27 protein-coding genes are annotated in these 25234 nt (G+C 64.0%); 14 read left to right on the plus strand and 13 right to left on the minus strand.

Annotation, left to right across the window (positions count from 1 at the left end):
- Positions 1-67: 67 nt before the first annotated feature.
- Complete coding sequence (locus tag ACZ9H4_RS28965; RefSeq protein ID WP_476122074.1) at positions 68-535, minus strand: hypothetical protein; 468 nt, start codon at positions 533-535, stop codon at positions 68-70.
- A gap of 368 nt (positions 536-903) precedes the next feature.
- Positions 904-1821, minus strand: coding sequence for an AraC family transcriptional regulator (locus tag ACZ9H4_RS28970; protein ID WP_476122076.1), 918 nt, complete (start codon positions 1819-1821; stop codon positions 904-906).
- Positions 1822-1921: 100 nt separating this feature from the next.
- Here ACZ9H4_RS28970 and ACZ9H4_RS28975 point away from each other — a divergent pair, with 100 nt between their 5' ends.
- On the plus strand, positions 1922-2671 hold the full coding sequence (locus ACZ9H4_RS28975) for an SDR family oxidoreductase (protein WP_476122078.1): 750 nt from the start codon (positions 1922-1924) through the stop codon (positions 2669-2671).
- Between the two features lie 244 nt (positions 2672-2915).
- Here the strand turns inward: ACZ9H4_RS28975 and ACZ9H4_RS28980 are convergent, their stop codons facing one another.
- The 3 genes from ACZ9H4_RS28980 to ACZ9H4_RS28990 are packed head-to-tail and all read right to left on the minus strand — an operon-like array spanning position 2916 to position 6194.
- Complete coding sequence (locus ACZ9H4_RS28980) at positions 2916-3905, minus strand: substrate-binding domain-containing protein (RefSeq protein WP_476122080.1); 990 nt, start codon at positions 3903-3905, stop codon at positions 2916-2918.
- 16 nt (positions 3906-3921) lie between these two features.
- Complete coding sequence (locus ACZ9H4_RS28985; protein ID WP_408323485.1) at positions 3922-5313, minus strand: MFS transporter; 1392 nt, start codon at positions 5311-5313, stop codon at positions 3922-3924.
- 32 nt (positions 5314-5345) lie between these two features.
- Positions 5346-6194 carry an IclR family transcriptional regulator gene (locus ACZ9H4_RS28990; protein WP_408323486.1) on the minus strand — a complete coding sequence of 283 codons (849 nt, stop codon included), beginning with the start codon at positions 6192-6194 and terminating at the stop codon, positions 5346-5348.
- A gap of 278 nt (positions 6195-6472) precedes the next feature.
- On the opposite strand from ACZ9H4_RS28990, the gene ACZ9H4_RS28995 reads away from it, so the two are divergent.
- The 3 genes from ACZ9H4_RS28995 (at position 6473) to ACZ9H4_RS29005 (ending at position 9551) form a co-directional block, all read left to right on the plus strand.
- Positions 6473-7225: an SDR family NAD(P)-dependent oxidoreductase gene (locus tag ACZ9H4_RS28995; protein ID WP_408323488.1), complete on the plus strand. Its 753-nt coding sequence runs from the start codon at positions 6473-6475 to the stop codon at positions 7223-7225.
- Positions 7226-7479: 254 nt separating this feature from the next.
- Complete coding sequence (gene rhmD, locus ACZ9H4_RS29000; RefSeq protein ID WP_408323490.1) at positions 7480-8658, plus strand: L-rhamnonate dehydratase; 1179 nt, start codon at positions 7480-7482, stop codon at positions 8656-8658.
- Positions 8659-8768: 110 nt separating this feature from the next.
- Positions 8769-9551: an SDR family NAD(P)-dependent oxidoreductase gene (locus tag ACZ9H4_RS29005; protein WP_408138727.1), complete on the plus strand. Its 783-nt coding sequence runs from the start codon at positions 8769-8771 to the stop codon at positions 9549-9551.
- Between the two features lie 37 nt (positions 9552-9588).
- On the opposite strand, the gene ACZ9H4_RS29010 is transcribed toward ACZ9H4_RS29005, so the two are convergent.
- Complete coding sequence (locus ACZ9H4_RS29010; RefSeq protein WP_408138725.1) at positions 9589-10596, minus strand: LysR family transcriptional regulator; 1008 nt, start codon at positions 10594-10596, stop codon at positions 9589-9591.
- A gap of 130 nt (positions 10597-10726) precedes the next feature.
- Here ACZ9H4_RS29010 and rhaM point away from each other — a divergent pair, with 130 nt between their 5' ends.
- From rhaM to rhaS, 6 genes are all read left to right on the plus strand, one after another.
- On the plus strand, positions 10727-11050 hold the full coding sequence (rhaM, locus tag ACZ9H4_RS29015) for an L-rhamnose mutarotase (protein ID WP_408323491.1): 324 nt from the start codon (positions 10727-10729) through the stop codon (positions 11048-11050).
- A 63-nt stretch (positions 11051-11113) separates the two neighbouring features.
- On the plus strand, positions 11114-12007 hold the full coding sequence (locus ACZ9H4_RS29020; RefSeq protein WP_476122085.1) for an amidohydrolase family protein: 894 nt from the start codon (positions 11114-11116) through the stop codon (positions 12005-12007).
- Between the two features lie 63 nt (positions 12008-12070).
- Positions 12071-13600 (plus strand): sugar ABC transporter ATP-binding protein, encoded by a 1530-nt coding sequence (locus ACZ9H4_RS29025; protein ID WP_476122087.1) that lies wholly within the window; start codon positions 12071-12073, stop codon positions 13598-13600.
- Entirely contained in the window at positions 13597-14655 is a 1059-nt protein-coding gene (locus ACZ9H4_RS29030; RefSeq protein ID WP_408152108.1) for an ABC transporter permease, read from the plus strand. Before ACZ9H4_RS29025 ends, ACZ9H4_RS29030 begins: the two co-directional genes overlap by 4 nt.
- Complete coding sequence (locus tag ACZ9H4_RS29035) at positions 14648-15664, plus strand: ABC transporter permease (RefSeq protein WP_408138714.1); 1017 nt, start codon at positions 14648-14650, stop codon at positions 15662-15664. Before ACZ9H4_RS29030 ends, ACZ9H4_RS29035 begins: the two co-directional genes overlap by 8 nt.
- Before the next feature lie 84 nt (positions 15665-15748).
- Positions 15749-16759 (plus strand): rhamnose ABC transporter substrate-binding protein, encoded by a 1011-nt coding sequence (gene rhaS / locus ACZ9H4_RS29040; protein ID WP_408138712.1) that lies wholly within the window; start codon positions 15749-15751, stop codon positions 16757-16759.
- Between the two features lie 115 nt (positions 16760-16874).
- Here the strand turns inward: rhaS and ACZ9H4_RS29045 are convergent, their stop codons facing one another.
- The 3 genes from ACZ9H4_RS29045 to ACZ9H4_RS29055 form a co-directional block, all read right to left on the minus strand.
- Positions 16875-18059, minus strand: coding sequence for a CmpA/NrtA family ABC transporter substrate-binding protein (locus ACZ9H4_RS29045; protein WP_476122090.1), 1185 nt, complete (start codon positions 18057-18059; stop codon positions 16875-16877).
- A gap of 10 nt (positions 18060-18069) precedes the next feature.
- Positions 18070-18645 (minus strand): ANTAR domain-containing response regulator, encoded by a 576-nt coding sequence (locus tag ACZ9H4_RS29050; RefSeq protein ID WP_408138710.1) that lies wholly within the window; start codon positions 18643-18645, stop codon positions 18070-18072.
- 190 nt (positions 18646-18835) lie between these two features.
- Entirely contained in the window at positions 18836-20080 is a 1245-nt protein-coding gene (locus tag ACZ9H4_RS29055; protein WP_476122092.1) for a cyanate transporter, read from the minus strand.
- 601 nt (positions 20081-20681) lie between these two features.
- On the opposite strand from ACZ9H4_RS29055, the gene ACZ9H4_RS29060 reads away from it, so the two are divergent.
- Positions 20682-21431: a GntR family transcriptional regulator gene (locus ACZ9H4_RS29060; protein WP_408152112.1), complete on the plus strand. Its 750-nt coding sequence runs from the start codon at positions 20682-20684 to the stop codon at positions 21429-21431.
- 389 nt (positions 21432-21820) lie between these two features.
- Here ACZ9H4_RS29060 and infA read toward each other — a convergent pair whose 3' ends face one another.
- The 3 genes from infA to ACZ9H4_RS29075 form a co-directional block, all read right to left on the minus strand.
- Entirely contained in the window at positions 21821-22093 is a 273-nt protein-coding gene (infA, locus tag ACZ9H4_RS29065; protein ID WP_012427521.1) for a translation initiation factor IF-1, read from the minus strand.
- A 136-nt stretch (positions 22094-22229) separates the two neighbouring features.
- Positions 22230-22511: a hypothetical protein gene (locus ACZ9H4_RS29070; protein WP_121323029.1), complete on the minus strand. Its 282-nt coding sequence runs from the start codon at positions 22509-22511 to the stop codon at positions 22230-22232.
- Between the two features lie 570 nt (positions 22512-23081).
- Positions 23082-23300, minus strand: coding sequence for a hypothetical protein (locus ACZ9H4_RS29075; RefSeq protein ID WP_121323027.1), 219 nt, complete (start codon positions 23298-23300; stop codon positions 23082-23084).
- 290 nt (positions 23301-23590) lie between these two features.
- Here ACZ9H4_RS29075 and ACZ9H4_RS29080 point away from each other — a divergent pair, with 290 nt between their 5' ends.
- From ACZ9H4_RS29080 to ACZ9H4_RS29090, 3 genes are all read left to right on the plus strand, one after another.
- Positions 23591-24235, plus strand: a complete 645-nt coding sequence (locus ACZ9H4_RS29080) for a helix-turn-helix transcriptional regulator (RefSeq protein ID WP_408138705.1) — start codon at positions 23591-23593, stop codon at positions 24233-24235.
- Positions 24236-24322: 87 nt separating this feature from the next.
- Positions 24323-24514: a DUF1653 domain-containing protein gene (locus ACZ9H4_RS29085; protein WP_408138703.1), complete on the plus strand. Its 192-nt coding sequence runs from the start codon at positions 24323-24325 to the stop codon at positions 24512-24514.
- A gap of 88 nt (positions 24515-24602) precedes the next feature.
- On the plus strand, positions 24603-24797 hold the full coding sequence (locus ACZ9H4_RS29090) for a YqaE/Pmp3 family membrane protein (RefSeq protein ID WP_168663758.1): 195 nt from the start codon (positions 24603-24605) through the stop codon (positions 24795-24797).
- A 90-nt stretch (positions 24798-24887) separates the two neighbouring features.
- Here the strand turns inward: ACZ9H4_RS29090 and ACZ9H4_RS29095 are convergent, their stop codons facing one another.
- Positions 24888-25199 (minus strand): 2Fe-2S iron-sulfur cluster-binding protein, encoded by a 312-nt coding sequence (locus ACZ9H4_RS29095; RefSeq protein ID WP_408138701.1) that lies wholly within the window; start codon positions 25197-25199, stop codon positions 24888-24890.
- Positions 25200-25234 lie beyond the last annotated feature (35 nt).

The following is a 25234-nucleotide window of genomic DNA, read 5'->3' on the forward strand; positions in this document are numbered from 1 at the left end:
AGGCGATTGAACGAGCGTCCCAGAAAGACGCTGGACTACGAAACGCCAGCTGAGCGATTCCAGCAAACTATTGCATCCACCGGTTGAATCCGCCCTGCACTACCTGCCAGTCGAATTGCCCCTGGATGCCCTTGTATTTTCCAGTGCCCGAAACGAGGGTTCCTTTTCCCGATGTTGCGGCATGTGGATGGTTAAAAGCCTCGACGAATTTGTCTCCGTCTTTGTCCGAATACACGCAGTAGCCGTTTCCGGCTCCGGCAGTAAAGCCGGCTTCAACGCAGTGCGCCGTGATGTTTTGCAACAAGGGCGACTTGCTGTTGTTTGCCATCAGGAGAGTTGATTCGTACAGGTACACGACGTCGTCGGCACTGGTTCCGATCTCTCGTACGTCGGTGCCCGCAGCGGAGTAGGTGGCGTCGATGGTTCCTTGCTTCGGTATTGTTTGAGCCGATCCGGTGCATGGCGCCAGTGTCGTAAAAGCGGTCAATGCAGATAAATAAAAAATCTTTTCAGCGATATTGCGAGCGAATTTCATTGTGACGCCCTCATAATGACCTCTGTTGAGAATCGCACTATCCATCGAAACAGGCGGACTGAACAGGATGGCTCTTGGGGCGCACAGTTCGAAATTCCTGGCCCATCGCTGCTGGAAATGCGAAGTATCCAGGAATACTAATGGAACATGAAGTAAATTCTTCTAATTCAGATCGTATGACACGCGATTGATTTATAGAGCTTTAAAACTGAAGTGCCAATATTTATTTATTGTTTCTGTTCTATATCTGTTCCAGGAGAGTAGAAGCTAGAGGCTGACCTCGCTTGTCAGTCGACCTGCCGTTCGCGTGGAATCTGATTGAGCCAGGGACGCGCGCCCAGATCCAGGCGCCCGTTGTTTGCGCCGTGTTACGCCTCGTTCGCGGCCGCCTGCTCCTCGCGCGCGTACCGCGTCGGTGGCCGGCCAACATGTCGGGTGAAGGCGACGCTGAAGGTGCTGGCGGAGCTATAGCCGACGCGCTCCGCGATCTCCGCGACCCGCCCTTCGTTACGGCGCAGCAGATCCTTCGCGAGTGCCATGCGCCACGTGAGCAGATATTCCATCGGCGCGACGCCGACCGCGCGGCTGAAGCGCTCGAAGAAGGTCGAGCGCGACAGCGCGGCTTCCTTCGCGAGCTCGGCGACCGTCCATGCATACGCCGGGCGGGCGTGCATCCCGCGGATCGCGGCCGCGAGGCGGGCATCGGCGAGCCCGCTGACGAGACCGGGTGACGCGTTCGTTCCTCCTGCCGTGGAACGCAGCGCCTCGATGAGCAGCACTTCCAGCAACCGCGAGAGCACGACTTCGCGCGCGGGCCGCTGCTCGTGTGACTCCTCGCGCACGAGTTGCACGAGCGTGGCCAGCCGCTGTTCGCCGCGCACATGCACGAGTTGCGGCAGCAGCGAGACCAGCAGGGGCGCATCCGGCGAACCGAAGCTGCAATGCCCCGCCATCATTCGCACGTCGACCGGATTGCCCAAGGGGCCGATTCTGAACTCACCGCTGCCCAACGCGACGGGCGCGGGCGCGTCCAGCCCCGGTGGCGGCTCGAGGCTGGACACTGAGACGCCATAGGCCGCGGGAATCAGAACGAAGTCACTGGACTGGAGTTCGATGGGATCGTGTCCGTCGATTGCGATGCGGCACCCGCCTTCGAGGAGCACGCAATAGAACGGCTGGCCGGTATTCGAGCGGCCGGTGCGCCAGGGGCTCGCGCCGTGGATGAGTTTCGAGAACCGGGCACTCGGCTCAAGCAGGGTCACCACTTCGGCCAATGGATCGATCATCGCCGGACTCCTGCAAGTGAAATTCGGATTTTTGATTGTAGCAAGTACGGACGCAGAGACCTATCGTAGGAGCTCACACAAACACCTCACAGGAATGCCCATGCAAACTGTCCTGATCAGCGGCTGCTCGTCGGGTTTCGGCCTCGAGATCGCCCGCTACTTTCTGGCCCGCGACTGGCAGGTCGTCGCCACGATGCGCACGCCTCGCGCCAACGTACTGCCACCGGCACAACGCCTGCGCGTACTGGCGCTCGACGTCACGAATCCGGAGAGCATTCGCGAGGCGGTCGAGGCCGCCGGTCCGATCGACGTACTCGTGAACAACGCAGGCTTCGGCGCGGCTTCCCCGGCCGAACTCGTCCCACTCGCGACAGTGCGCGAGCTCTTCGAGACCAACTGTTTCGGCACGATCGCATTGACGCAAGCGGTGCTGCCGCAGTTCCGGCAGCGCAAGGCCGGCGTCGTCGTGAACGTCACGTCGAGCGTGACGTTGAAGGCGCTGCCGCTACTCGCCGCGTACCGTGCGAGCAAGATGGCGGTGAATGCGTTCACCGAGTCGATGGCGCTGGAACTCGAGCAGTTCGGCGTGCGGTCACACCTGGTGCTGCCGGGCCGCGCGCCCGACACCCGCTTCGGCGAGAACGCACGCGCCCACATATACGGCTCTGAGCACGAGGCCTATGCCGATCTCGCCAGGACGATCGTCGAACAGCTGGGGGATACGTCATCTCCGATTACCCATGCGCCGGACGTCGCCGAAGCCGTGTGGCGCGCGGCGACCGACCCGTCATCGCCGCTGCGTATTCCGGCCGGCGCCGACGCCGAAGCATGGGCGGCCGAAGTTCGCTGATCGGCTTTCAGGGCCACGCTACGACGCAATACAACAGCGATACAGCGATGCAGGACAATCTCATCGCGCTCGTGACCGGGGCGACTCAGGGAGTCGGTTTCCCGAGCGCACTGACCGGCAGCCGATACGTCTCAGGAGTGCTGGTTTCAAACTGTCCGGTTTCGATCGTGTTACGGTCGAAGCCCGTGTACCAGCCTCCACCTTTCTACATCGTCTTCTCCATTTATTCGGGATTGCGAGCAGGTCAAATCACGAACTGTTCAAGCGTGGACGGTGCGAACAATTCGTCGATCTTCATGAGGCGCGAAGACAATCCCTGAGCGTGGTGGTAGCGTAGAAACGCGTTGATCGTCGCTTCATTGCCGGCAATGCCATAACGCCAGTAGTCCTTGCCGAGCAACGCGACAGTTTCTTCGTATTCTGCGGCAAGCCAGGGCAGGGTCGCCTTCAGCGCGGCCAATTCAGCGAGATTCGCGAGCGCGAGATTCTTGGCTTCGGTGAATGCCTTGAGCACGCTTGCCGGCAACCACGGATGCTGCTCCACCAACTCGCGGCGAATACCGATGACATGCATGATCGGAAAGATGCCAGTCTTCGCGTAATACGCCTTTTCGGTGGTGCGGAAATCCGGAAACAGGCGTGTAAGCTCAGGGTGTCCCGCGAGGAAGGCGCTCGGGGCGCGCGGCGCGACGATACCGTCGATGCGGCCGTCGATCAGCCATTGGTTGAGCGTGGCGTCGGATGGAATCGGCTCGATCTCGATCCCGGATTCGTTCCTGTAGGCCACCTTCTCATGACGGCCAGGCTGCTCGACGCCGCCCGTGCGCCACCGGATGTCGCTGGACTTCACGCCGTATTCGTCTTCGAGCATGCCGCGGGCCCAGACGGGTGCGGTCAGCTGGAATTCCGGCACGCCCAGCGTCTTGCCCGCCAGATCACGCGGCGTGACGATGCCCCGGTCGCGACGAATGTAGATCGAAGAATGCCGGAACATCCGCGAGATAAAAACCGGAATCGCGACATATGGCGACTCGCCGCGCGAGCACAGCATCGTGTAGCTGCTGAATGAAAGCTCCGCGATGTCGAACTCGGCCGATCGCAGTGCGCGGAAGAACGTTTCCTCGACCGGCAACGAAAGATAGTTGGCATCGCAGCCTTCGATCTGCACGCGTGCGTCGAACAGTGCGCGGGTTCGGTCGTAATCCCAGCAGGCGACCGTAAGGGGCAACTTCATATAAACACTCCTGAATTCAAGCGGTAGTTTGGGTGGAAAGATCGACTGGTGTAGCGATGGCAGCCGTGGGATGGCGGCGCCGGTAGAAGGCGAGGGCTGACACGCTGAGCGCGGCGACGATCACGGGCGCGGCTACGGCCGCGAACATGAATGTCGAGCTCCAGTGCGCGGCCAGCATCGCGGCGCCGATCATCGAACCGACAATCGACCCCACTCTTCCCATGCCGAGCGTCCAGGCGACGCCGGTCGCACGCGTGACGGTCGGATAGAAACTGGCTGAGAGAATGTTCGTGCCGGTCATCGTGCCGCCCGTGCCGATGCCGGTCACGAACAGTGCGGTCAGGGCAAGTGCCGGTGTCTCGATCAGATGACCCAGCGAAGTCAGGCTGGCGGCGGCGCACAAAAACGCAACAGCAAGCACGTATTGCGGATTGAAACGGTCCATCAGGAAGCCGAGCAGGATCGCGCCCATGCCGTTTCCTGCCAGATAGAGCGCCGTCATCAACGAGGCCTGGCGGAATGGAACGCCGCTCGACTGAATGAGGATCGGCAGCCAGTTGCCGAGGAAATAGATGACGAGCAGCGCCATGAATGCCGTGATCCAGAGCAGCAAGGTGCCGCCGCGCAGGCCGGGGCGCAGCAGATGTTGGAGCGAGGAACCGATGGGCATCGGTTCGGCGAGTGTCACGTGGACCCCGCTCAGATCGGTAGCCGGCGCGATTCGCTGCAAGATGTGGCGCGCGCTGTTCTGCCTGCCGTGTGCCACCAGGTATCGCACCGATTCGGGCAATCCCAGGTACAGCATCACGGTTAGCGCGAGCGGCAGGGCGCCGCCGAGCAGGAGCATCGACTGCCATCCATAGGCGCCGATCAGATGCGGAGCGACGAGGCCGCCAAGCGCGCCGCCTGCGGCGATACCGCAGCCAATTGGCGCGACGAGCGTCGCGCGAAGGCGATCGGGGCAGTATTCCGCCGCCAGCGTATAGGCGTTGGGCATGGCGCCACCGAGCCCCAGCCCGGTGAGGAAACGCAACACGATGAGCGTCTCGATGGACCCCGCCCACGCCGACGCGATGCTGAAAAGCCCGAATAAGGCCACCGAACAGATCAGCGTCGGTTTGCGGCCAAAGCGGTCGGCGACCGGCCCGAACAGAAAGGAGCCGATCGTCAAACCGAAGAGGCCGGCGCCGAACATCGGCGCAAGCTGCGCATGGCCCGCGCCAAAATGAGTTTTCAACGCGGGCGCGATATAACCGACGACAACAGTGTCGTAGCCGTCGAATATGAGAATCAGGAAACAGAGGAAAAACGTCCGGATCTGAAACGAGGACATTTTTTGAAGATTGATAAAATTGTGGACTACTATATTTTCTTTTTGTGTCATGGCACCTGTCTCCTTTGTTGGCATTGTTGCCTTGTTCTAGTCGTTGGCGGGCAACCCTATCCCGCGGCGATGCGTTTGATCCCCTCCGTCATGCGCTGGCCGAGTGCGGCGACGATCTCGCCTTCTGCCGGGATACGCGCGGCGTCGTATTCGGACGCGTGGCGCACGACGCTGATACTGCCGGTTACCCGGCCCTCGGCATTGAAGATCGGCGCGGCGAGTGCGAAGACATCCGGGTCCACTTCGGCCTGCGCGACGGCATAGCCTCGCTGGCGGATCGCGCCGAGCGCTTTCCTGCATTCGCGCCAGCTCGAGCCGAGCGTCGCGGTGTTGATGTGTTCCTGGTTTTCCAGGTAGATACGCATGAGTTGCCGTTCCGGCAACCAGGCCAGCACGGCCGTGGAGGTCGCGCCACGCAACAGCGGCATCGGACAGCCACGCCGATAACTGAGGTCGGCGTCCAGATGGCCGTACTCGCCGATTGCGATGACCTGATCCCGGAACAGGCGGCACAGGTGCCACTTCTGTTTGGCCGCGAGTTGGGGCAGGTGGGCCTCGATATCCTTCATCGTCACCAGCATCGGGTCGCTCTCGGCCAGTTGCCGGCCGAGTTGGATGATCCGTGGGCCGAGGCTATAGCGTCCGGTCTCGACTGGCGCGATCAGCCCCGAATCGGCGAGTTCGCGAAGATAACGATAGGTGGCCGAACGGGTGAATCCCCGCTCGGCCGCGAGGCCGTCCGCGGACCATAGAGGCTTCTGCTCGGTGAAGAGATCCAGCAACGACAACATGCGCTCAAGGCTGGAACCCCTGGCTTCTTCCTGGTTTTCCCTGTTGCTGACGGGCTCCACGTACAGCGCGTCGTCCTGGTTTTTTATCATGGCAGCACGTTGGAAGCCGTCCATTCGAGACGGCTTCGTTATTCCTGAAATATCGAATTTCAGCAAAATTACCGCAATATAGGAAAAATGTAAACGGCGGCCGCGGGGCTGACTTGCGCGAAAGAAGATGCGCGCCTGCCCCCAAGGCGCGAATGCCCCCGATTCACTTTTGTTATCGCCCCCTCCAATACTCGAATTGTTGACGCATCGCACCGCTCGTATATTGCTGAACTATCAGCACGGACAGCAGCGATACAACAACTTACAGGCACGCCCCTCGGGCGGCCCACAGGAGCACAGCGATGAATCAGATCGATCTGGAGGGGCGCGTCGTCGCCATAACCGGCGGTGCGCGCGGCATCGGCTACGCGGTCGCGCAGCGGGCGCTGAACTCGGGCGCGTCGGTCGCGTTGTGGGACGTCGACGCCGAGCGCCTCGCGCGCAGCCAACGCGAACTGAGCGAGCTGGGCAAAGTCAGCGCGATCACGGTCGAGCTGACCCAGGAAGCCGCCGTCGCGCAGGCGGTCGAGCAAACCGTCGCCGGGCACGGCGCGATCGACGTGCTGATCAATTGCGCCGGCATCACTGGCGGCAACGGTGCGACGTGGGAACTGGAGCCCGATGTCTGGCGCCGCGTGATCGACGTGAACCTGATCGGCCCTTATCTGACCTGCCGCGCGGTGGTGCCGCAAATGCTCAAGCAAGGCTACGGGCGCATCGTCAATATCGCGTCGGTGGCGGGCAAGGAGGGCAATCCGAACGCTTCGCACTACAGCGCGTCGAAAGCCGGACTGATCGGTTTGACCAAGTCGCTCGGCAAAGAGCTGGCGACCAGGAATATTCTCGTCAACGCGGTCACGCCGGCCGCGGCCAAAACCGAAATCTTCGACTCGATGTCGCAACAGCATATCGACTACATGCTCTCGAAGATTCCGATGAACCGCTTCCTGTTGCCGGAAGAGGCGGCCTCGCTGATTCTGTGGCTGTCCTCGGAGGACTGCGCGTTCAGCACGGGCTCGGTGTTCGACCTGTCCGGCGGACGAGCCACTTACTGAGCGCTCACAGCGCGCGACCCGAACGTCCGCGCCGCAGCGGTATTCAGAACGAGACAGACGCGCCGAGCCGCCGCGCGCTTCGCGTAGGAGACGACATGCACCCGCACGCGCCTGGTTCACGTCACGCGAGCGATGGCGGCGCAATGCGCCGCAGTCACGCTCACCCCGACACGCCTTCCCGCAACTTACTGCATCGCGCCTGCTAGGCGCATTGTCGACAATACGTTCGACGCATCCATAACGGAGCTCCTTTCATGGCCATGCCTACTATCCGGCACGTGCGTGCCTTCATCGTTCGCGGCGGCGGTGCGGACTATCACGATCAGCCCGGCGGACACTGGATCGACGATCACATCGCCACGCCGATGGCGCGCTATCCCGAGTATCGCCAGAGCCGCCAGTCGTTCGGCATCAACGTGCTCGGCACGCTGGTGGTGGAGATCGAGGCGAGCGACGGCACGGTCGGCTTCGCGGTGACGACCGGCGGCGAGATCGGCGCGTTCATCGTGGAGAAGCATCTCGCGCGTTTTCTCGAAGGGCAGCTTGTCACCGACATCGAGAAGATGTGGGATCAGATGTATTTCTCGACGCTGTACTACGGCCGTAAAGGCGTGGTGCTGAATACGATCTCGGGCGTCGATCTCGCGTTGTGGGATCTGCTCGCGAAAGTGCGCAAGGAACCGGTGTATCAGTTACTGGGCGGGCCGGTGCGCGACGAACTGGTGTTTTACGCGACCGGCGCGCGGCCCGATCTCGCGAAGGAGATGGGTTTCATCGGCGGCAAGCTGCCGTTGCAGCACGGTCCAGCCGAAGGCGAAGCGGGCCTCAAACAGAATCTGGAGAAGCTCGCCGACATGCGCAGCCGCGTCGGCGACGATTTCTGGCTGATGTACGACTGCTGGATGAGTCTCGACGTGCGCTATGCGACACGGCTTGCGCAAGGCGCGCACGAATACGGCCTGAAATGGGTCGAGGAGTGTCTGCCGCCCGACGACTACTGGGGTTACGCCGAACTGCGCCGCAACGTGCCACGCGGCATGATGGTGTCCACCGGCGAGCACGAGGCGACGCGCTGGGGTTTCCGCATGCTGCTGGAGATGGAGTGCTGCGATCTGATCCAGCCGGATGTGGGCTGGTGCGGCGGCATCACCGAGTTGATCAAGATTTCCGCGCTCGCCGATGCCCACAATGTGATGGTGGTGCCGCACGGTTCGTCGGTGTACAGCTATCACTTCGTCGTCACGCGGCACAACTCGCCGTTCGCCGAGTTTCTGATGATGGCGCCGAAGGCCGACGAAGTCGTGCCGATGTTCACGCCGCTTCTGCTCGACGAGCCGGTTCCCGTGAATGGCCGGATGAAGGTGCCGGACACGCCGGGCTTCGGCGTGAGATTGAATCCCGAATGCGCGTTGGTGCGGCCTTATCCGCGTTGAAGCGCGTTGAAGCGCGTTCAGGCACGTTGAGGCGCGTTGAATGCGCATGAAGTTAGCGTCGGCCTCGCACCGACGCTCGCAGTTTCGATGACCAGGCAAAGGAGAATGACGTGCTGCTCAAGGATAAGGTCGTGATCGTCACCGGCGGCTCGCGTGGCATCGGCCGCGCAATCGCTGTTGCATGCGCCGCCGAAGGCGCGGACGTGGCGATCAACTACTGGGGCGATAACGACGCATCCTATGGACGCCGCTCCGCCGTGGCGGAAGTCGTCGAAGACATCGAGGCGCTTGGGCGGCGCGTGATAGCGGTGGAGGGCAACGTCGCCGCGCGCGACACGGGCCAGCAACTCGTGCGCCAGACCGTCGAAGCATTCGGCAAGGTCGACGTGCTCGCGAGCAATGCGGGCATCTGTCCGTTCCATGCATTTCTCGACATGCCGCCGGACGTGCTGGAATCGACGGTGGCGGTCAATCTGAACGGCGCGTTTTACGTCACCCAAGCCGCCGCGCAACAGATGAAAAAGCAGGGCACGGGCGGCGCGATCGTCGCGACGAGTTCGATCAGCGCGTTAGTGGGCGGCGGCATGCAGACGCATTACACGCCGACCAAAGCGGGCGTGCATTCGCTGATGCAATCGTGCGCGGTCGCGTTGGGGCCGTACGGTATCCGCTGCAATTCGGTGATGCCGGGCACCATCGCGACCGACCTCAATGCGGAAGACCTCGCCGACGAAGCGAAGAAAGCGTACTTCGAAAAGCGCATTCCGCTTGGCCGGCTGGGACGCCCGGACGATGTCGCCGAGTGCGTGGTGTTCCTCGCCTCGGACCGTGCGCGTTATGTGACGGGCGCCGCGTTGCTGGTCGACGGCGGCCTGTTCGTCAACCTGCAGTAACGCGCGGAACGTGCCAATACCGCGCGCGATGCCGATCTCAATGCACCGGGTCGGGCGCGATCAGCGAGTCCGGCGCGCACAGCGTGGCGAGGTCGTCGCCGTCGCGAGCGAGCGTGCGCGAGAAACCGCGCAACAGGTCGATGAAACGCAGCGCCGGTTCGGCGAGCGCTTCTCCCTTGCGCGTGAGAATGCCGAATCCGGCAAGACTCTTGCCGATTTCGAGCGGCAGCGCGACCAGCAGCTTGCCGCGCAAATGATCACGCACGACCGACTCCGGCAGCATCGCGACCGCGTCGTAATTTTCGAGCAGTTGCAGCGTGGCGAAGATCGACGCGCATTCGGTCAGGTTGACCGGCGTGGCGAGTCCCGCACGCGCGAGCTCTTCCTCGAACAGCACGCGCGCCGGGCTGGTGACGGGTTGTGCGACCCACGGCCAGTCCACCAGTTCGGACAACGTGATGCGGGTGCGCTGCGCGAGCGGATGCACCGAACGCACGACCAGCAGCAAAGTCTCGCGCGCGAGCGGTTCGAAACTGAAGTCGTTGTGCTGCAGCGGACTGGTCAGGCGGCCGAGCGCGAGATCCACTTCGCGGCGATGCAGCAATTGCACGACCTGGTCGCTGGTTTCGCCGAGAATGCGCACGTTGAGCAAGGGGCTTTCGGTTTTCAGCGCGGCCACCGACATCGCCAGCAGATCGGGCGCGGCGCCCATGATCGCGCCGACGGTCAATTGCCCGTGGCCGCCGCGGCGTTTGACGTCGAGGTCTTCGGCGAAGCGCGTCAGCTCGGCCAGCGCGCGGCGCGCGTACGCGAGCGTGACGACGCCGAGCGGCGTGGGCGTCATGCCGCGCGCGTTGCGCTCGAACAGCAGGAAGCCGAACGCTTCTTCGATGTCGCCGAGCATGCGGCTCGCGCTCGGCTGCGCAACGTTGACGGCCTCGGCGGCCTGATGGAGATTGCGCGTGTCGTCGAGTGCGACGAGCAGCGCGAGGTGCTTGAACTTGAGCCGGTTGACGAGTGCGACGGCAGCTGAATATTGGCTCATGGTCCGGATGCGATTCGGTTTGTGGATCGCCCAATCCCAACTACGGATTGAGTTGCTATCGACGCAGGAATTATAGTCGCATCAGACGCTTCTCCGGAAAGCGCCCCAATACGACGGGAGACAGGCCGCAATGGAAACAATCGCTTTCCGCATGGTGCTCAACCCCGGCATGCGCGAGGAATACGAACGACGTCACGCGCAGATCTGGCCCGAACTGGTTGATGCGTTGCACAAGGCCGGGGTGCGCGACTACCGGATTTTCTTCGACCCGGATTCGAACCACCTTTTCGCCATGCTGACGCGGACCTCCAATCACACGATGGACGACCTGCCGCAACTCGACGTGATGCGCAAATGGTGGGATTACATGGCCGACATCATGCAGACCGCGCCGGATCACACGCCGCTTCAACAATCGCTCGAACCGGTGTTTCATTTGAATTCGCTGAGTTGACGGTTCACCGCACGACCACGTTAATTGACTTCGAAGTGACCTTCACCGGACGGAGAGTGCTGCATGCAGGTTGTCGATTCGCATATCCATTTGTGGGATCTGAAGACGCATCGCTATCCGTGGCTGGAAAACCCGGGCGTGTCGTTCGTGGGCGACGCGCGCGAGCTCAAGCATGATTACCTGCTCGACGATCTGCTCGGCGAAGCCGGCGATATCGACGTGCTGAAACTGGTGCACGTCGAGGCGAATCACGATCCCGCCGATCCGGTCGAAGAGACGCGCTGGCTGCAGTCCATCGCGGATCGCAAGGACTCGCGCGGCATGCCGAACGCGATCGTCGCCGCGGTCGATCTGTCCGCGCCGAATGCGCCCGCGTTGCTCGAAGCGCACGCCTCGTTCGCCAATACGCGCGGCATCCGGCAGATCCTGAACGTCCACGAGAACAAGCTGTTCGATTACGTCGGCCGTCATTTCATGCGCGAGCCGCGGTGGCGCGAACATTTCGCGCTGCTGCGCCGGTATGACATGTCGTTCGATCTGCAGCTGTATCCGTCGCAAATGGAAGAGGCCGCAGCGCTCGCGCGTGCGCACGGCGACACGCTCTTCATCGTCAACCACGCCGGTATGTTCGTGGATCGCAGCAGCGTCGCCGGGTATCGCGCGTGGCGCGACGGCATGCGCCTGCTCGCGGGTTGCCGCAACGTCGCGGTGAAGATCAGCGGACTCGCGATGTTCGATCACCGCTGGAGCGTCGAAAGCCTGCGGCCTTACGTGCTCGAAACGATCGATACGTTCGGCGTGGAGCGGGCGATGTTCGCGTCGAACTTCCCGGTCGACCGCCTGTTCGGCACTTATGCGGACTTGTGGCGCGCGTATGCGGCGATCGTCGATGGGGCGGGCGTCGCGGAAAAAGAGGCGATGTTTCGCCGCAATGCGGAGCGGTGCTATCGCATCTGATGCGGGCGGCAGACGCATCACGGCTGCACCCCGAACGCGAATAAAGAAAGAAGGAGACAGGCAGTGCAGCAACCCACATCCGCTGTGCCGAGGCTCGAACTGCGGCACGCGAGTAAATCATTCGGCCGCGTGCGGGCGCTATCCGACGGCGACCTCGCGCTCTGGCCGGGCGAAGTGCATGCGCTGCTCGGCGAGAACGGCGCGGGCAAGTCGACGCTCGTGAAGATTCTCGCCGGCGTGCATCAGCCGGATACCGGCGAGCTGCTGGTGGACGGTGCGGCCCGCCGGTTCGCGACGCCCGCCGAAGCGCGCGACGCCGGACTCGCAGTGATCTATCAGGAACCGACGCTGTTCTTCGATCTGTCGATTGCGGAAAACATCTTCATGGGACGGCAGCCGGTCGACCGCCTCGGGCGCATTCAATACGACGCGATGCGCCGCGAGGTGGACGGCCTGCTCGCCTCGCTCGGCGTCGATCTGCGTGCGGATCAGCTGGTGCGCGGTCTGTCGATTGCCGATCAGCAGGTGATCGAAATTGCCAAGGCGCTGTCGCTGAACGCCAACGTGCTGATCATGGACGAACCCACCGCCACGCTGTCGCTGCCCGAAGTGGAGCGCCTCTTCGCGATCGTGCGCAAGCTGCGCGAGCGCGAGGTCGCGATCCTCTTCATCACGCACCGGCTCGACGAAGTATTCGCGCTGACACAACGCGTGACGATCATGCGCGACGGCGCGAAAGTGTTCGACGGACTGACCGCCGATCTCACCACCGAGTCGATCGTCGCGAAGATGGTCGGCCGCGATCTGGAGACGTTCTATCCGAAGGCCGACTGCGCGCCCGGCGAGGTACGGCTGTCGGTGCGCGGCCTCACGCGCGTGGGCGTCTTCAAGGATATTTCCTTCGATGTGCGCGCAGGCGAGATCGTCGCGCTGGCCGGCCTCGTGGGCGCGGGACGCAGCGAAGTCGCGCGGGCGATCTTCGGCATCGATCCGCTCGATTCCGGCGAAGTCTGGCTCGGCGGCAAGCGCCTGAGTACGGGCCGGCCCGCCGCAGCGGTGCGCGCCGGCCTCGCGCTGGTGCCGGAGGACCGTCGCCAGCAGGGGCTCGCACTGGAACTGAGCATCGCGCGCAATGCGTCGATGACGGTGCTCGGGCGGCTCGTCAAACACGGCCTCATCTCGACGCGCAGCGAGACGGACCTCGCCAACCGGTGGGGCACGCGGCTGCGCCTGAAAGCGGGTGATCCCAATGCGCCGGTCGGCACGTTGTCGGGCGGCAACCAGCAGAAGGTCGTGCTCGGCAAGTGGCTTGCCACCGGCCCGAAAGTGCTGATCATCGACGAACCCACGCGCGGCATCGACGTCGGCGCGAAGGCCGAGGTGTATGGCGCGCTCGCCGAACTGGTGCGCGACGGCATGGCTGTGCTGATGATTTCGAGCGAGTTGCCCGAAGTGCTCGGCATGGCCGATCGCGTGCTGGTGATGCACGAGGGACGTATCAGCGCGGATATAGCGCGCGCCGACGCCGACGAGGAGCGCATCATGGGCGCCGCGCTCGGTCAACCGCTTCCTCCGTTGGGAGCCGCCGCATGATGCGCCATTCCTCGACTCATCCCGCGCCGGTTCAGCCGCCGCTGCCCAAGCGCTCCGCCGGCACGCCGGGCGGCTTCGTCGCGAGCCTGGCGAAGAGCCGCGAGACCACGCTGTTCGTCGTGCTGATTCTGCTGATCGCGGGGACGGGGCTCGCGAAGCCGCAGTTCCTGAATTTGCAGAATCTGCGCGACGTGCTGCTGAACGTGTCGATCATCAGTTTGCTGACGGCCGGCATGACCGTGGTGATTTTGATGCGCCATATCGATCTGTCGGTCGGCTCGACGGTCGGCATCAGCGCGTACGCGGTCGGCAGCCTGTACGTCGCGTTTCCGCATATGCCGGTGCTGGCCGCGCTGGCGGCGGGGCTGGCGATCGGGCTCGTCGCGGGCGGCATCAATGCGCTGCTGGTCGCGGTGGGGCGCGTGCCTTCGCTGGTCGCCACGCTCTCGACGCTGTACATCTTTCGCGGCGCGGATTACGCATGGGTGCACGGCGGCCAGATCAACGCCACCAGTTTGCCCGACGCGTATTCGCGTCTCGCGACCGGCACGCTGCTCGGCATTCCGAACCTCGCGCTGATCGCGCTCGTCGTGCTGGTCGGCCTCGCCGTGTACCTCAAGCAGTTTCGCGGGGGCCGCGAGCACTACGCGATCGGCTCGAATCCCGAGGCGGCGCGTCTGGCCGGTGTGAACGTCGAGCGCCGCGTGATGTCGGGCTTTCTGTTGTCCGGCGCGATTGCGGGTTTCGCGGGCGCGTTGTGGCTGGCCCGTTTCGGCACCGTCGACGCCAGCACCGCGAAGGGCATCGAATTGCAGGTGGTCGCGGCGGCGGTGGTCGGCAGTGTCGCGATCACGGGCGGCGTCGGCACGATACTCGGCGCCACGCTCGGCGCGCTCGTGCTCGGGGTGATCAGCATCGCGCTGGTGGTGCTGCACGTGTCGCCGTTCTGGGAGCAGGCGATCGAAGGCGCGCTCATCGTCGCCGCGATCACCGCCGATACCTTGCTGGCGCGCTCAGTCGCCAAACGCATGATGAGGAAACGCGATCATGGCTAAACCCGATTCCGCGCTGCTCACGCGCAAACGCGAAACACCGCTGCAATGGGAAGTCTTGCTGGTGATCGTGCTGATTCTGTCGCTCGGGCTCGGGCGCTGGCTGTCGCCGGTATTCCTCACCGGCGCGAATCTGAGCAACGTATTGGCCGATCTGACCGAGATCGCGTTGATGGCGCTGCCGATGACGCTCATCATCGTCGCCGCCGAAATCGATCTGTCGGTCGCCTCGGTGCTGGGTGCGTCGAGCGCATTGATGGGCGTGCTGTGGCACCTGGGCCTGCCGATGCCGGTCGTGATCGGACTCGTGCTGATCGCCGGCGCATTGGCCGGCCTGTTGAACGGGCTCGTGATCGTCAAGCTCAATCTCCCTTCGCTCGCGGTGACCATCGGTACGCTCGCGCTGTTTCGCGGCCTCGCGTACGTGCTGCTCGGCGATCAGGCGGTAGCGGATTTTCCGCCGGCTTACACGGCGTTCGGCATGGACACGGTGGGGGCGAGTTTCATTCCGTTGCCGTTCGTCATCGTGATCGTCGGCGCGGTGCTGTTCACCGTGCTGCTGCAGTCCACCGCGTTCGGCCGCAGCCTCTATGCGATCGGCGCGAATCCGACCGCCGCCGCGTTCTCCGGCATCGAGGTCGCGAAGATCCGTTTGCGTCTGTTCGTGCTGTCCGGCGTGGTGAGCGCGCTGGCGGGCGTGGTCTATACGCTGCGCTTCACCAGCGCGCGCGGCGATAACGGCGAAGGCTTCGAACTGTCGGTGATTGCGGCAGTGCTGTTCGGCGGCGTGAGCATCTTCGGCGGACGCGGCTCGATGATCGGCGTGCTGCTGTCGCTGCTGATCATCGGCGTGCTGAAAAACGCGCTGACGCTCGACGACGTATCCAGCGAAACGCTGACTGTCGTCACCGGCGTGCTGCTGCTCGCTTCGGTGCTGATCCCGAATCTGGTTGCACGCTGGCGTGCCGCGCGCGACCGGCGTTTCATCGCGAAGTCGGCCGCTTCTTCATAACGTTTTAAAGGCGCAGGCAAAAGCAGGTTCAACAACTGATAACCCGGACACCACCACGTCCAACAACAAGGCAGGAGACACTTCATGTTCAAACCTCTTCTACGTCACACCGGCACGGCCGCACTCTGCGCCGCGTTGCTCGCGGCCAGTTGCATGGCGTCCGCCGCGGAGCTGAAAAGCGGCCTGAAAATCGCCTTCGTGCCGAAGCAGATCAACAACCCGTACGAAGTGATCGCCGACGACGGCGGCATGGCCGCGATCAAGGAGTTCAAAGGCGTGGGCAAGGTGGTGGGGCCGTCGGATGCGGGCGCGTCGTCGCAGGTGCAGTACATCAACACGCTGATCACGCAGCGTCAGGACGCGATCGTGATCGCCGCCAACGACGCGAATGCGGTGGTGCCGTATCTGAAGAAAGCGATGGGTCAAGGCATCAAGGTCGTGACCTTCGACTCGGACACCGCACCCGAAGGCCGCCAGCTGTTCGTCAATCAGGCGAACGCGGAAGGCATCGGCCGTGGCCAGGTGCAACTGGTGGCGAAGCTGATGGGCGGCGAGGGCGAGTTTGCGGTGCTGTCGGCCACGCCGAACGCGACCAACCAGAACACGTGGATCAAGTGGATGCAGGAGGAATTGAAGAAGCCCGAGTACTCGAAGATCAAGCTCGTGAAAATCGCCTACGGTAACGACGACGATCAGAAGTCGTTCGTCGAAACACAGGGTCTGTTGCAGGCGTATCCGAACCTGAAGGCGATTGTCGCGCCGACGACGGTCGGCATTGCCGCAGCCGCGCGTTATATCTCGACGTCGTCGAGCAAGGGCAAGGTCGCGGTCACCGGTCTCGGCACGCCGAACCAGATGCGCGCGTTCGTGAAGAACGGCACCGTGAAAGCGTTCCAGCTGTGGGATCCGAACCAGCTCGGCTACCTCGCGGCTTACGCCGCGGCGGCGTTGTCGTCGGGCGCGATCAGCGGCAAGGAGGGCGAGTCGTTCGACGCCGGCAAGCTCGGCAAGCGCACGATCGGGCCGCAAGGCGAAATCATTCTCGGACCGCCGACCACGTTCGACGCGAGCAATATCGACAACTTCAATTTCTAGTTCGGACTGCGTGATATCCGCGCGATTAGCGGGGGCATCACGCGTGTAACGAATCGATGCACGAGGCGCGTTGGGCGGCGGGAGCCGCTCACGCACCTTATCTGCGCGCCATCCGCTAGCGGCGAATCGGAAAGCGCTGCGCGTAAGCGGCCGACGACGCGCCGCTGCCCCACACCTCACCGTCGATCAACACCCGCGTCATCTCCTCATCGGCTACCGCCACGTTCACGCGCGCGGCCGCCTCGCGATACAACTGCGTCTGATTGATCCGCGCCGCGATCTGCGCGTAATCCGTACGCGCGTCGATCATGCCCCAGCGTTCGAACTGCGTGAGAAACCACGCGCCTTCGAAGGGATGCGGATAGTTGACCGTGCCGTCGTCGAAGAATCGCACCGGCGGATTGCGCGGCGAGACGGCGGCGTCGTCGTGGCCGGCGCCTGCCTGCGCATGTGCGCCGAGCCGCGCCGCGATCTGTGTTTCATCGATGCCGATGTACTCGGGCCGCGCAAGCCAGCGCGCGATGTCCTCGCGATGCCCTGCGCCGTCGAGCCAGCGGCACGCTTCGAGCATCGTTTGCACGAGCGCGCGGGTTGCGTTCGGATGCGTATCGACGAAATCGCGCCGGCACGCGAGCACCTTCTCGGGATGATCGGGCCACACCTCGCTCGTGTACGCCACCGTTCTGCCGACCTGTTGCGCTTCGGCGAGCGCATTCCACGGCTCGCCGACACACAGGCCGTCGAGCTTGTCGTCGGCGAGCGCCGCGACCATTTGCGGCGGCGGAATCACGACGCTTTCGATATCACGCAGCGGATCGACGCCTTGCGATGCGAGCCAGTAATACAGCCACATCGCATGCGTGCCGGTCGGGAAGGTCTGCGCGAACACCGGCTTGCGGCCGAGCGCCGCCAGCGCCCGAGGCAGCGTGCCGCGTTCGGCGAGCGCATCGGCGAGACGGTTCGACAGCGTGATGGCCTGGCCGTTGCGGTTGAGCACCATCAGCACCGCCATTTCCGTGCGCGGCGCGCCGAGGCCGAGCTCCACGCCGTAGACGAGCCCATACAGCGCGTGCGCCGCGTCGAGATCGCCCGACAGCAGTTTGTCGCGCACGGCGGCCCATGACGGCTGACGCAGGAGTTCGAGCGTCAGGCCGTGCGCGTGGCCGAACTCGAGCAGCTTCGCGGCGATGAGCGGCGCGGCGTCGGACAGCGCCACGAAGCCGAGCCGCAAGTGGGTCTTTTCGAGCCGCCCCGCGAGAGACGATGCGGGCGGCGCGGCGAGGGGAGCGGGAGTAGTCATGAGCGGCGCTTCATTTGAGCGAGTCGGCCGACGCGACGACCGCGCGCGCGACTTCGGCGAGTTTGACGCCCTCGTTCATCGCGCGTTTGCGCAGGCAGGCGTAGGCAGCGGGTTCGGTGATCTTCTGCTGATCCATCAGCAGGCGTTTGGCGCGGTCGATCAGCTTGCGTTCGGCCAGTTCGTTCTCGACCTGTGCGAGCCGTTCGCGCAACTGCGATTCCTGTGCGAAACGCGCGAGCGCGACTTCGAGAATCGGCGCGAGCCGCTCCGTCGCGAGGCCTTCGACGAGATAGGCGGTGACGCCCGCATTGACCGCGTCGCGGATCAACTGCTGGTTGGCGTCGTGGCTGAACATCAGCACCGGGCGCGGCGCGGTGGCGTTCATCACCGCGAGCTGTTCGAGCGTGTCGCGCGACGGCGACTCCGTGTCGATGATGATGACGTCGGGCCGCTCGTTCTGCACCGCGCGATGCAGCGCCTGGGGTGTCGCCGTGCCGGCCAGCATCTCACAGCCGAGCCGGGCGAGGGCATCGCGCAGATCGCCGATCGGTTTGTCGGTATCGGTGACGAGGAGAACACGCAGCATGGGGTAGGGTTTATCGACGGCTGACTACTGTCAAAGCAACAGATATGCCAAGCGGCGCCCTTGGGTGTGACTGTAAGGCAATCATGGGGTTGGCGGCGGCGTCCGCATGGACCGGCGCGCGCCGCTGCACCCGCACGGGGCACGTCCGTTCGATGCACCGAAGCGGCGCATCGGCGCGCCGCCCATGCCGTCAGCGCCACCGTCCGTAGCTGCGCGGCGAAAACAGCAGCGTCAGCGCCATCATCGCGGCGACGCAGACGGCCAGCATGACCCAGGCGGCGCCGAAACCGCCGCTCCAGCCGCGCACGAAGCCGGCCACGACTGGCGCGATGGCCGCCACGATAAAGCCGACGCCTTGCGTGAACGCGACCAGCTTGCCGGCCACGCGATGATCGGTCGAGTGATCCATCGCGGTGACGAGCGTCAGCGAAAAAGTCCCGCCGAGCCCCGCGCCCGCGACGCCGACCCACAGCAGCGGCGCGGCGTCGGGCCAGGCGATCAGGCCCAGCAGTCCGAACAGTTGCGCGGACAATCCCAGCATCAGCCACGGCCGCCGATCACGGAACGACGCTGCGGCGAGCGGCAGCAGCAACGCCGCCGCGGCCTGGAAGACGGTCATGCTCGCCAGCAGCGAGCCGCTCGCCGCGACGCTCGCGCCGCGTTGCTGATAGAACGCCGGCAACCAGGCGACGAGGCTCGTATAGCCGCCGTTGACGATGCCGAAGTACAGGCCGAGCGTCCACGCGCGCCGTTTGTTCCAGAGTGAAAGCGTGATGGCCTGCGCAGCGCCGGCCTGGTGTGCGGTTCGGCGTGAAGCGCGGCGATTGAAGGCCCACCAGCCGGGCAATGCGACGCACGCCGGCACTGCCCATACCGCGAGCCCCGCGTGCCACGACCGCGCCGCGTGGCTCACCCACGGGCTCAGGCTCGCGCCGAGCCCGCCGCCGCCCATGATCGACGCTGAGAACACGCCCATCGCCAAGGGCACGCGCGCGTGAAAACGCTGCTTCATGACGGCAGGCAGCAGCGCCTGGATCGCCGCGACGCCCGCGCCCGCGAGTATCGCCGTCGCGAGCAGTGCGGCGCCGCTCGACGCCGTCCATCTTGCCGCGCAGGCCAGCGCGATCGCCAGCAGGCCGAGCGCGACGCCGCGCGTTTCGCCGACCCCGCGAGTCAGCGCGCCCGCGCCGAACGCGCCGAGCCCCATCGCGACGACCGGCAGGCTGGTCAGCAGCGACGCGCCGTAGAAGCTGAGGCCTGTGGCGTCGCGGATCGTCGTCATCAGTGGGCTGATCGAAGTCAGCAGCGGGCGCAGATTGATGCCGATCACGACGATCGCGCCGAGCCATACGATGTCGTGCCACGTCAGCAGTGTGGAGGGGGAGGCATGGTCGGATGGAGGATGAGTGGGGCTTGCGCTGGAGTGCGTATTCACGATGGACCTGAATGCGGAAGGTGGGCGGCGGACTGAGCGATGCGCGGCAGTCACGCTGCAACGGCACGGCCGGTGAGTGGACTGGGCGAGCGCCGCCATGCGCGGTTACCGGAATCGAAAAGAAATGTCTCGAGTTCGTTTTGGTCAACCATAATATCATTCTATGGTTAACCATTTTTGTGATGACGGGTATAGCTCGCGTCATAGGTGGAGCGTTGCCTATGACGTCCAGGCATGCCGCAATGTTCGGTGAATGACGAGACAGCAAGCCGAAATCAGCACGAACGAATGGCTACCGAGCGGTCTTTGTGGCGCACGAGCGCAATGCAGTCGGCATCGGTCGGTTGCGGTGCCAGTCAAGTCGGTCAGCGTGATGGCGATGCATTCGCGCACCGCATTTCCATGAAGCGTGGACCCGATGCGCCGCGTCAGCGTGCGCTGAACTGTGGCCCCGTTTCGAATCCTTGGCGCTTGATCGGGGTGTCAGGCGCGCCGCGCCCTCGCCGCGCAAAATTGCGATGGAATTGTTTTGTGCCGGCATCGGCGCCTTGCCGCGGCTAGAATGCCGGTCGAGATCGCTTCGTTCCCGCTTACCGAATCTATGGCCCCACGCTCCCGCCGGTCTCCGCCGGCCGCCACCGACACCGAAACACCCATCGGTACCCCAACGGGCGACGATACGCCCAGCGTCGAAGCGCGTATTTACGCGTCGATTACCACGGCATTGCTGCAAGGGCGTCTACGGCCCGGCGCGCAACTGGTCGAGCGCGATCTCGCGGCCGCGTTCGGCTGCACGCGCGGCGCGCTGCGCAAGGTGCTGGCGCGGCTCGGCTTCGAGGGCAAGCTGGTGCTCGAAGCGAATCGCGGCGCGTTCGTGCCTTCGCCGTCGGAAGAGGACATTCGCCAGGTGTACCGCGCGCGGCAGATCGTCGAGGCGGGGATTGTCGCGGCGTTGTGCGGGTCGTTGAGCGCCGCGCACAAGCGCCGTCTGCGCGCGCATGTGCGCAGTGAAGAGAAGGCCTTGCGCACGGCAGCCATCGATGAATCCGTACGCCTCGCCGGCCAGTTTCACGTGCTGCTGACGGAACTGGCGGGCGGCACCGAACTGCTCGGACTGGTCGGGCAACTGGTCGCGAAGACCGAGTTGTACAAGGCGCTGTTCGACCCGTCGAAAGGTTCGGCCTGTTCCGCCGACGAGCACGCGCGGATCATCGACGCGCTCGATGCCGGCGACCTGGCCGCGGCACTGACGGCGATGCGGGAGCATCTGTCGGAACTGGAAGAGCGGGTGGTGGAGCAGGTGCGCAAAAGCGCCGCCGGAGAGGATCTCGGGGCGGTGTTCGGGCTGTAGAGAAGAAGCGGGGCGGCGCACGGAGACGCGTAACATCCGCTGAAAATGCGAAAGGGCGCACTGCTGAAGCAACGTGCGCAGCGGCGCGTGCGCCAGAGGCCGCGCGCAGCGTCTTGTACGCTTGCGTGGCCGCACAGCTTGCACTGCAGAGCGAAAGTGAACGACGCACGCGTGAGCAAGCCACCCGAGTCGATCCACCTGAACGACCTTCGGCGGGCCGCCCTGCACAGCACGTGCACATTCATACGACGCCGAGACGCGCCGCTCAGGCTCGAATCAACCGGTCAGCGAGTCAAGCCGGAGAAGGCGCGCGAAAGGCTTCGCATACAACTCGATCGCAACGATCACACGCTGACCGCGCACAGCGCGGTCAGCGTGCCGTCAAGCCTTTAACGGCGACGGAATTGCGTATTGCGGGCGCCGCCGCCACCGGTGGCGCGCTCGTCTTTGTGACGGAAATTGATCCGGCCTTTGGTCAGATCGTAGACCGACAGTTCCAGCGTCACGCGGTCGCCCGCGAGAATGCGGATGTGGTTCTTGCGCATGCGTCCGGACGCATAAGCGCCAACCACGACGCCGTTGTCGAGCGTCACGCGGTAACGGCTGTCCGGAAGTACTTCGTCGACGATACCGTCAAGTTCAAGCAGTTCTTCTTTCGCCATGCATAACTCCTGGTCGATGGGATAACGGGTTGCCGGGTCGCCCGCAAAGCCGGGCGGCACAGCATTGGATACGGTTGACAGCGGGTTTTCAGACCCGCTGCGCTTGCGGCATCAGCCTATGCGCTGATAGTACCGCTCAAAGATCGGCGACGGACTGGCCGTCCACACGGCCGTCGATCAGTTGTTCGGCGTGAGCCATGCACGCGATGCGCGCCTTGCCCGTGCCGTCGAACGGAAACAGATACTGCAAACGGAACACCCGGCCGTCGGCCGCGGCGTTCGCGCCCACGCGGCAGATGCGCACCGACGCGTCGTAGCCCGCATCGGGATTGCGGCCCGTCTGCCCCTGAGCCGGGCGGCGCGGATAGACGAGCGGGTGAATTTCGTAACCCTTGTACGTCTTGACAACTGAATTCATGAAGCATGTGTCCTGTATTACGTGGCCGACATGTCACGCGTGTGTTACGCGCGGCACGACAGGCCGGCGGCGCTGCACCCAAGGGCGCGCCGCCATGGAAAAAGTTGGCATAGGCCCCATGGCAAGGGCTTGAGCGCGGCCGCGCAAAATCGCGGATTCGATGGAGAAGAAACACGCTGAAGTCGCGCAGACATCGGGCGCGTAAAGCTGAACCGCTCAGCTGTACAACTCGCGACGGCGAATGCATGCAGCGCATTGCCGGAGTGACGGGATCGCCGACGGGCGGCGGTCGAACAGTCGGGGGTGGTGCGGAGATGCCGGTTTGAGACTGCCTGCAGCTGTTGCCTGATGTTGCCGGTGCTACGAATGCGGATACAGCTATTCCAATATGATGCCCTAAATGGGGCTAATTAGATAGCAGAAAGTTCCGAGCACGGGCAAATCGCCCGTCTGGCGGGGCTTTGGGCAATATCCGGCGGGACACTGACGGTGCGCCGCGCATGAGCGGGGCGCCGTGTGTGCCTCGCGACGCGCCGAACCGAAGGCGGACCGCGGTGGCCCGGACGCGTTCTAGCGCGACGTTTCAGCGACGCGTTTCTGCAATTCTCGCGCGGCGGCGAGCGGGATGCGGGCGTCGTCCCAACTGGCCAGCCATTCGACCTCTTTCGACGTGAAGATCTGCCCGTGATTGCGCAGCGCGTATTGGAGCGAATCGATGATGTGATTGCGGATGATTTCGGGCGTGCCTTCGTCGTCGAGCACGGTGCGAAACGCTTCGAGCGTGGCCATCTGTAGCTCCGTGGGGTGAATGGCTCTGTTATCGCATGAAAAAAATCACCTCGCCACGTGGAAAAAAATCGCCGGGTCCCGGTGGAACGTCAAACGGGCGCGTGGCGGGTTTTGATCCGGGCGGCCCGTACGGCGGTCGCGAGGGAGGGGCGGGGTGGCTACAATGGCGAGTTGCCGCGGGCGGGGGTTCGTCCCAGCACCGGCTCCGCCTTCGGTATTGGCATCGGCGCATTTTCACCACCCGGCGCGGGCGCAACCCGCGCCGCATCCTTCGAACACTGCGATTTCCCATGCGCAACACAAACGTGTCTCCCGTGAAAGACCTGCTGCTGCAGCGTTACGCTCCGATCGCCGACGGCATCGCGGCGCTCCTCTATCCCTGTGCCGAAGTGGTGATTCACGACCTGCGCGATCAGACCATCGCGTACCTCGTGAACAATCTGTCGAAGCTCGAAGTCGGCGGGCCGTCGGTGCTCGACGAGGTCCATTACGCGGCGCGCGGGCAGACGATCGGACCGTACGAGAAACTCAACTGGGATGGCCGGCGCATGCGTTGCGTGAGCAACATCCTGTTCGATGACGACGGCAAGCCCGCGGGCATGTTGTGCGTCAACTTCAATATCGCGGTGTTCGAGGACGTGCGCTCGACACTCGATCTGTTCATCAAGGGCGGCAGCCTGTCGGACGCGCCCTCGGAAGACCTGTTCCGCGACGACTGGCAGGACCGCATCAACACGTATCTGCATACGTGGCTGCGCGAGCGGCAGATCGGCATCAATGCGCTCACGCGCGAACACAAGCGGGAAATCGTCGAGGCGCTGCACGCGCAGGGCGCGTTTCGCGGGCGCAGTTCGGCGAACTACGTGGCCGCCGTGCTGACGATGGGGCGCGCGACGGTCTACAAGATTCTGAAGCAGATGAAAGAGGGCGGGTGACGCCTGGAAGAAGGAGGTTTCCTTCGCGGGCGGTTCGCCCGTCGCCGCGCCGAGGCGTGGCGGTTTTCAATCACGAGGAGGATGGCAATGGTGCGTTACCGGCACTACAAAGGCGGAATTTACGAACTGGTTTGCGAGGCGACGCTGGAGTCCGATCCGACGGTCACGATGATCGTCTACAAAGCGGCCAATGGTACGATCTGGACGCGTCCCGCTTCGGTGTTTTTCGAACTGATCGAGCAGAACGGCGCCATGGTGCCGCGCTTCGCACCGATCTGACCTGGCGCGGGTGTTCAGTTCCTCTCGCCTCGGCTCATCGGGGCCCGGACGAACGCGCGCCGTCATGCACGACCAACAGGAAATCTGAATGCGTTTATTGCTTGCCATCATTCTGCCGTGGTTGCAGTTCTTCACGATCGGCCGCCCGTTTGCCGGCATCATCTGTCTGATTTTGCAGATCACGCTGATCGGCTGGATTCCGGCCGCGATCTGGTCGGTGTATGCGTTGAGCCAGTACAACACCGACAGGAAAATCGCCCGCGCGATGGGCAACGGGCGTTAAGGCCTGCTTGCGATGAGTGCACGCCAGCGGCTCGTGACCTAGAGTGCGCGCGCCGCGACGTGATGCACGAGGTTGCGGCCGCGCAGCGGTTTATCGCGACGACGGCATGTCGACGGCGTCCGGCGCTTCGATCACCACGTCGGTTTCCGCGATCGCCACGCACGGCAGGATATAGCCTTCGACCTTTTCTTCGCGGCTCAGACCCGGCCATTCGATCGTGTAGCGCACGCGGCCGGCGGTCATCTTGCAGATGCAGGTCCGGCATGTGCCGTTACGACATGAGCGTGGCAGACGCAGATTCGCGAAGCCGGCGGCTTCGAGGATGGTCAGCGAATCGGGCGCTTCGAAGCTCTGGCCGAGCGGCTCGATGCGAACGCGAGGCGGGCGGGTTGGATCGGACATCGTGTGACGTGGGGTGGCTGCGTGCGCGACACTTT

It is taken from the genome of Paraburkholderia sp. TE9906 (assembly GCF_056279605.1).

Coding starts and splice junctions, on each gene's coding strand:
- ACZ9H4_RS28965 (WP_476122074.1), bottom strand. CDS start 535: ATGAAATTCGCTCGCAATATCGCTGAAAAGATTTTTTATTTATCTGCA.
- ACZ9H4_RS28970 (WP_476122076.1), bottom strand. CDS start 1,821: ATGATCGATCCATTGGCCGAAGTGGTGACCCTGCTTGAGCCGAGTGCC.
- ACZ9H4_RS28975 (WP_476122078.1), top strand. CDS start 1,922: ATGCAAACTGTCCTGATCAGCGGCTGCTCGTCGGGTTTCGGCCTCGAG.
- ACZ9H4_RS28980 (WP_476122080.1), bottom strand. CDS start 3,905: ATGAAGTTGCCCCTTACGGTCGCCTGCTGGGATTACGACCGAACCCGC.
- ACZ9H4_RS28985 (WP_408323485.1), bottom strand. CDS start 5,313: ATGCCAACAAAGGAGACAGGTGCCATGACACAAAAAGAAAATATAGTA.
- ACZ9H4_RS28990 (WP_408323486.1), bottom strand. CDS start 6,194: ATGGACGGCTTCCAACGTGCTGCCATGATAAAAAACCAGGACGACGCG.
- ACZ9H4_RS28995 (WP_408323488.1), top strand. CDS start 6,473: ATGAATCAGATCGATCTGGAGGGGCGCGTCGTCGCCATAACCGGCGGT.
- rhmD (WP_408323490.1), top strand. CDS start 7,480: ATGGCCATGCCTACTATCCGGCACGTGCGTGCCTTCATCGTTCGCGGC.
- ACZ9H4_RS29010 (WP_408138725.1), bottom strand. CDS start 10,596: ATGAGCCAATATTCAGCTGCCGTCGCACTCGTCAACCGGCTCAAGTTC.
- rhaM (WP_408323491.1), top strand. CDS start 10,727: ATGGAAACAATCGCTTTCCGCATGGTGCTCAACCCCGGCATGCGCGAG.
- ACZ9H4_RS29020 (WP_476122085.1), top strand. CDS start 11,114: ATGCAGGTTGTCGATTCGCATATCCATTTGTGGGATCTGAAGACGCAT.
- ACZ9H4_RS29030 (WP_408152108.1), top strand. CDS start 13,597: ATGATGCGCCATTCCTCGACTCATCCCGCGCCGGTTCAGCCGCCGCTG.
- ACZ9H4_RS29035 (WP_408138714.1), top strand. CDS start 14,648: ATGGCTAAACCCGATTCCGCGCTGCTCACGCGCAAACGCGAAACACCG.
- rhaS (WP_408138712.1), top strand. CDS start 15,749: ATGTTCAAACCTCTTCTACGTCACACCGGCACGGCCGCACTCTGCGCC.
- ACZ9H4_RS29045 (WP_476122090.1), bottom strand. CDS start 18,059: ATGACTACTCCCGCTCCCCTCGCCGCGCCGCCCGCATCGTCTCTCGCG.
- ACZ9H4_RS29050 (WP_408138710.1), bottom strand. CDS start 18,645: ATGCTGCGTGTTCTCCTCGTCACCGATACCGACAAACCGATCGGCGAT.
- ACZ9H4_RS29060 (WP_408152112.1), top strand. CDS start 20,682: ATGGCCCCACGCTCCCGCCGGTCTCCGCCGGCCGCCACCGACACCGAA.
- infA (WP_012427521.1), bottom strand. CDS start 22,093: ATGGCGAAAGAAGAACTGCTTGAACTTGACGGTATCGTCGACGAAGTA.
- ACZ9H4_RS29070 (WP_121323029.1), bottom strand. CDS start 22,511: ATGAATTCAGTTGTCAAGACGTACAAGGGTTACGAAATTCACCCGCTC.
- ACZ9H4_RS29075 (WP_121323027.1), bottom strand. CDS start 23,300: ATGGCCACGCTCGAAGCGTTTCGCACCGTGCTCGACGACGAAGGCACG.
- ACZ9H4_RS29080 (WP_408138705.1), top strand. CDS start 23,591: ATGCGCAACACAAACGTGTCTCCCGTGAAAGACCTGCTGCTGCAGCGT.
- ACZ9H4_RS29085 (WP_408138703.1), top strand. CDS start 24,323: ATGGTGCGTTACCGGCACTACAAAGGCGGAATTTACGAACTGGTTTGC.
- ACZ9H4_RS29090 (WP_168663758.1), top strand. CDS start 24,603: ATGCGTTTATTGCTTGCCATCATTCTGCCGTGGTTGCAGTTCTTCACG.
- ACZ9H4_RS29095 (WP_408138701.1), bottom strand. CDS start 25,199: ATGTCCGATCCAACCCGCCCGCCTCGCGTTCGCATCGAGCCGCTCGGC.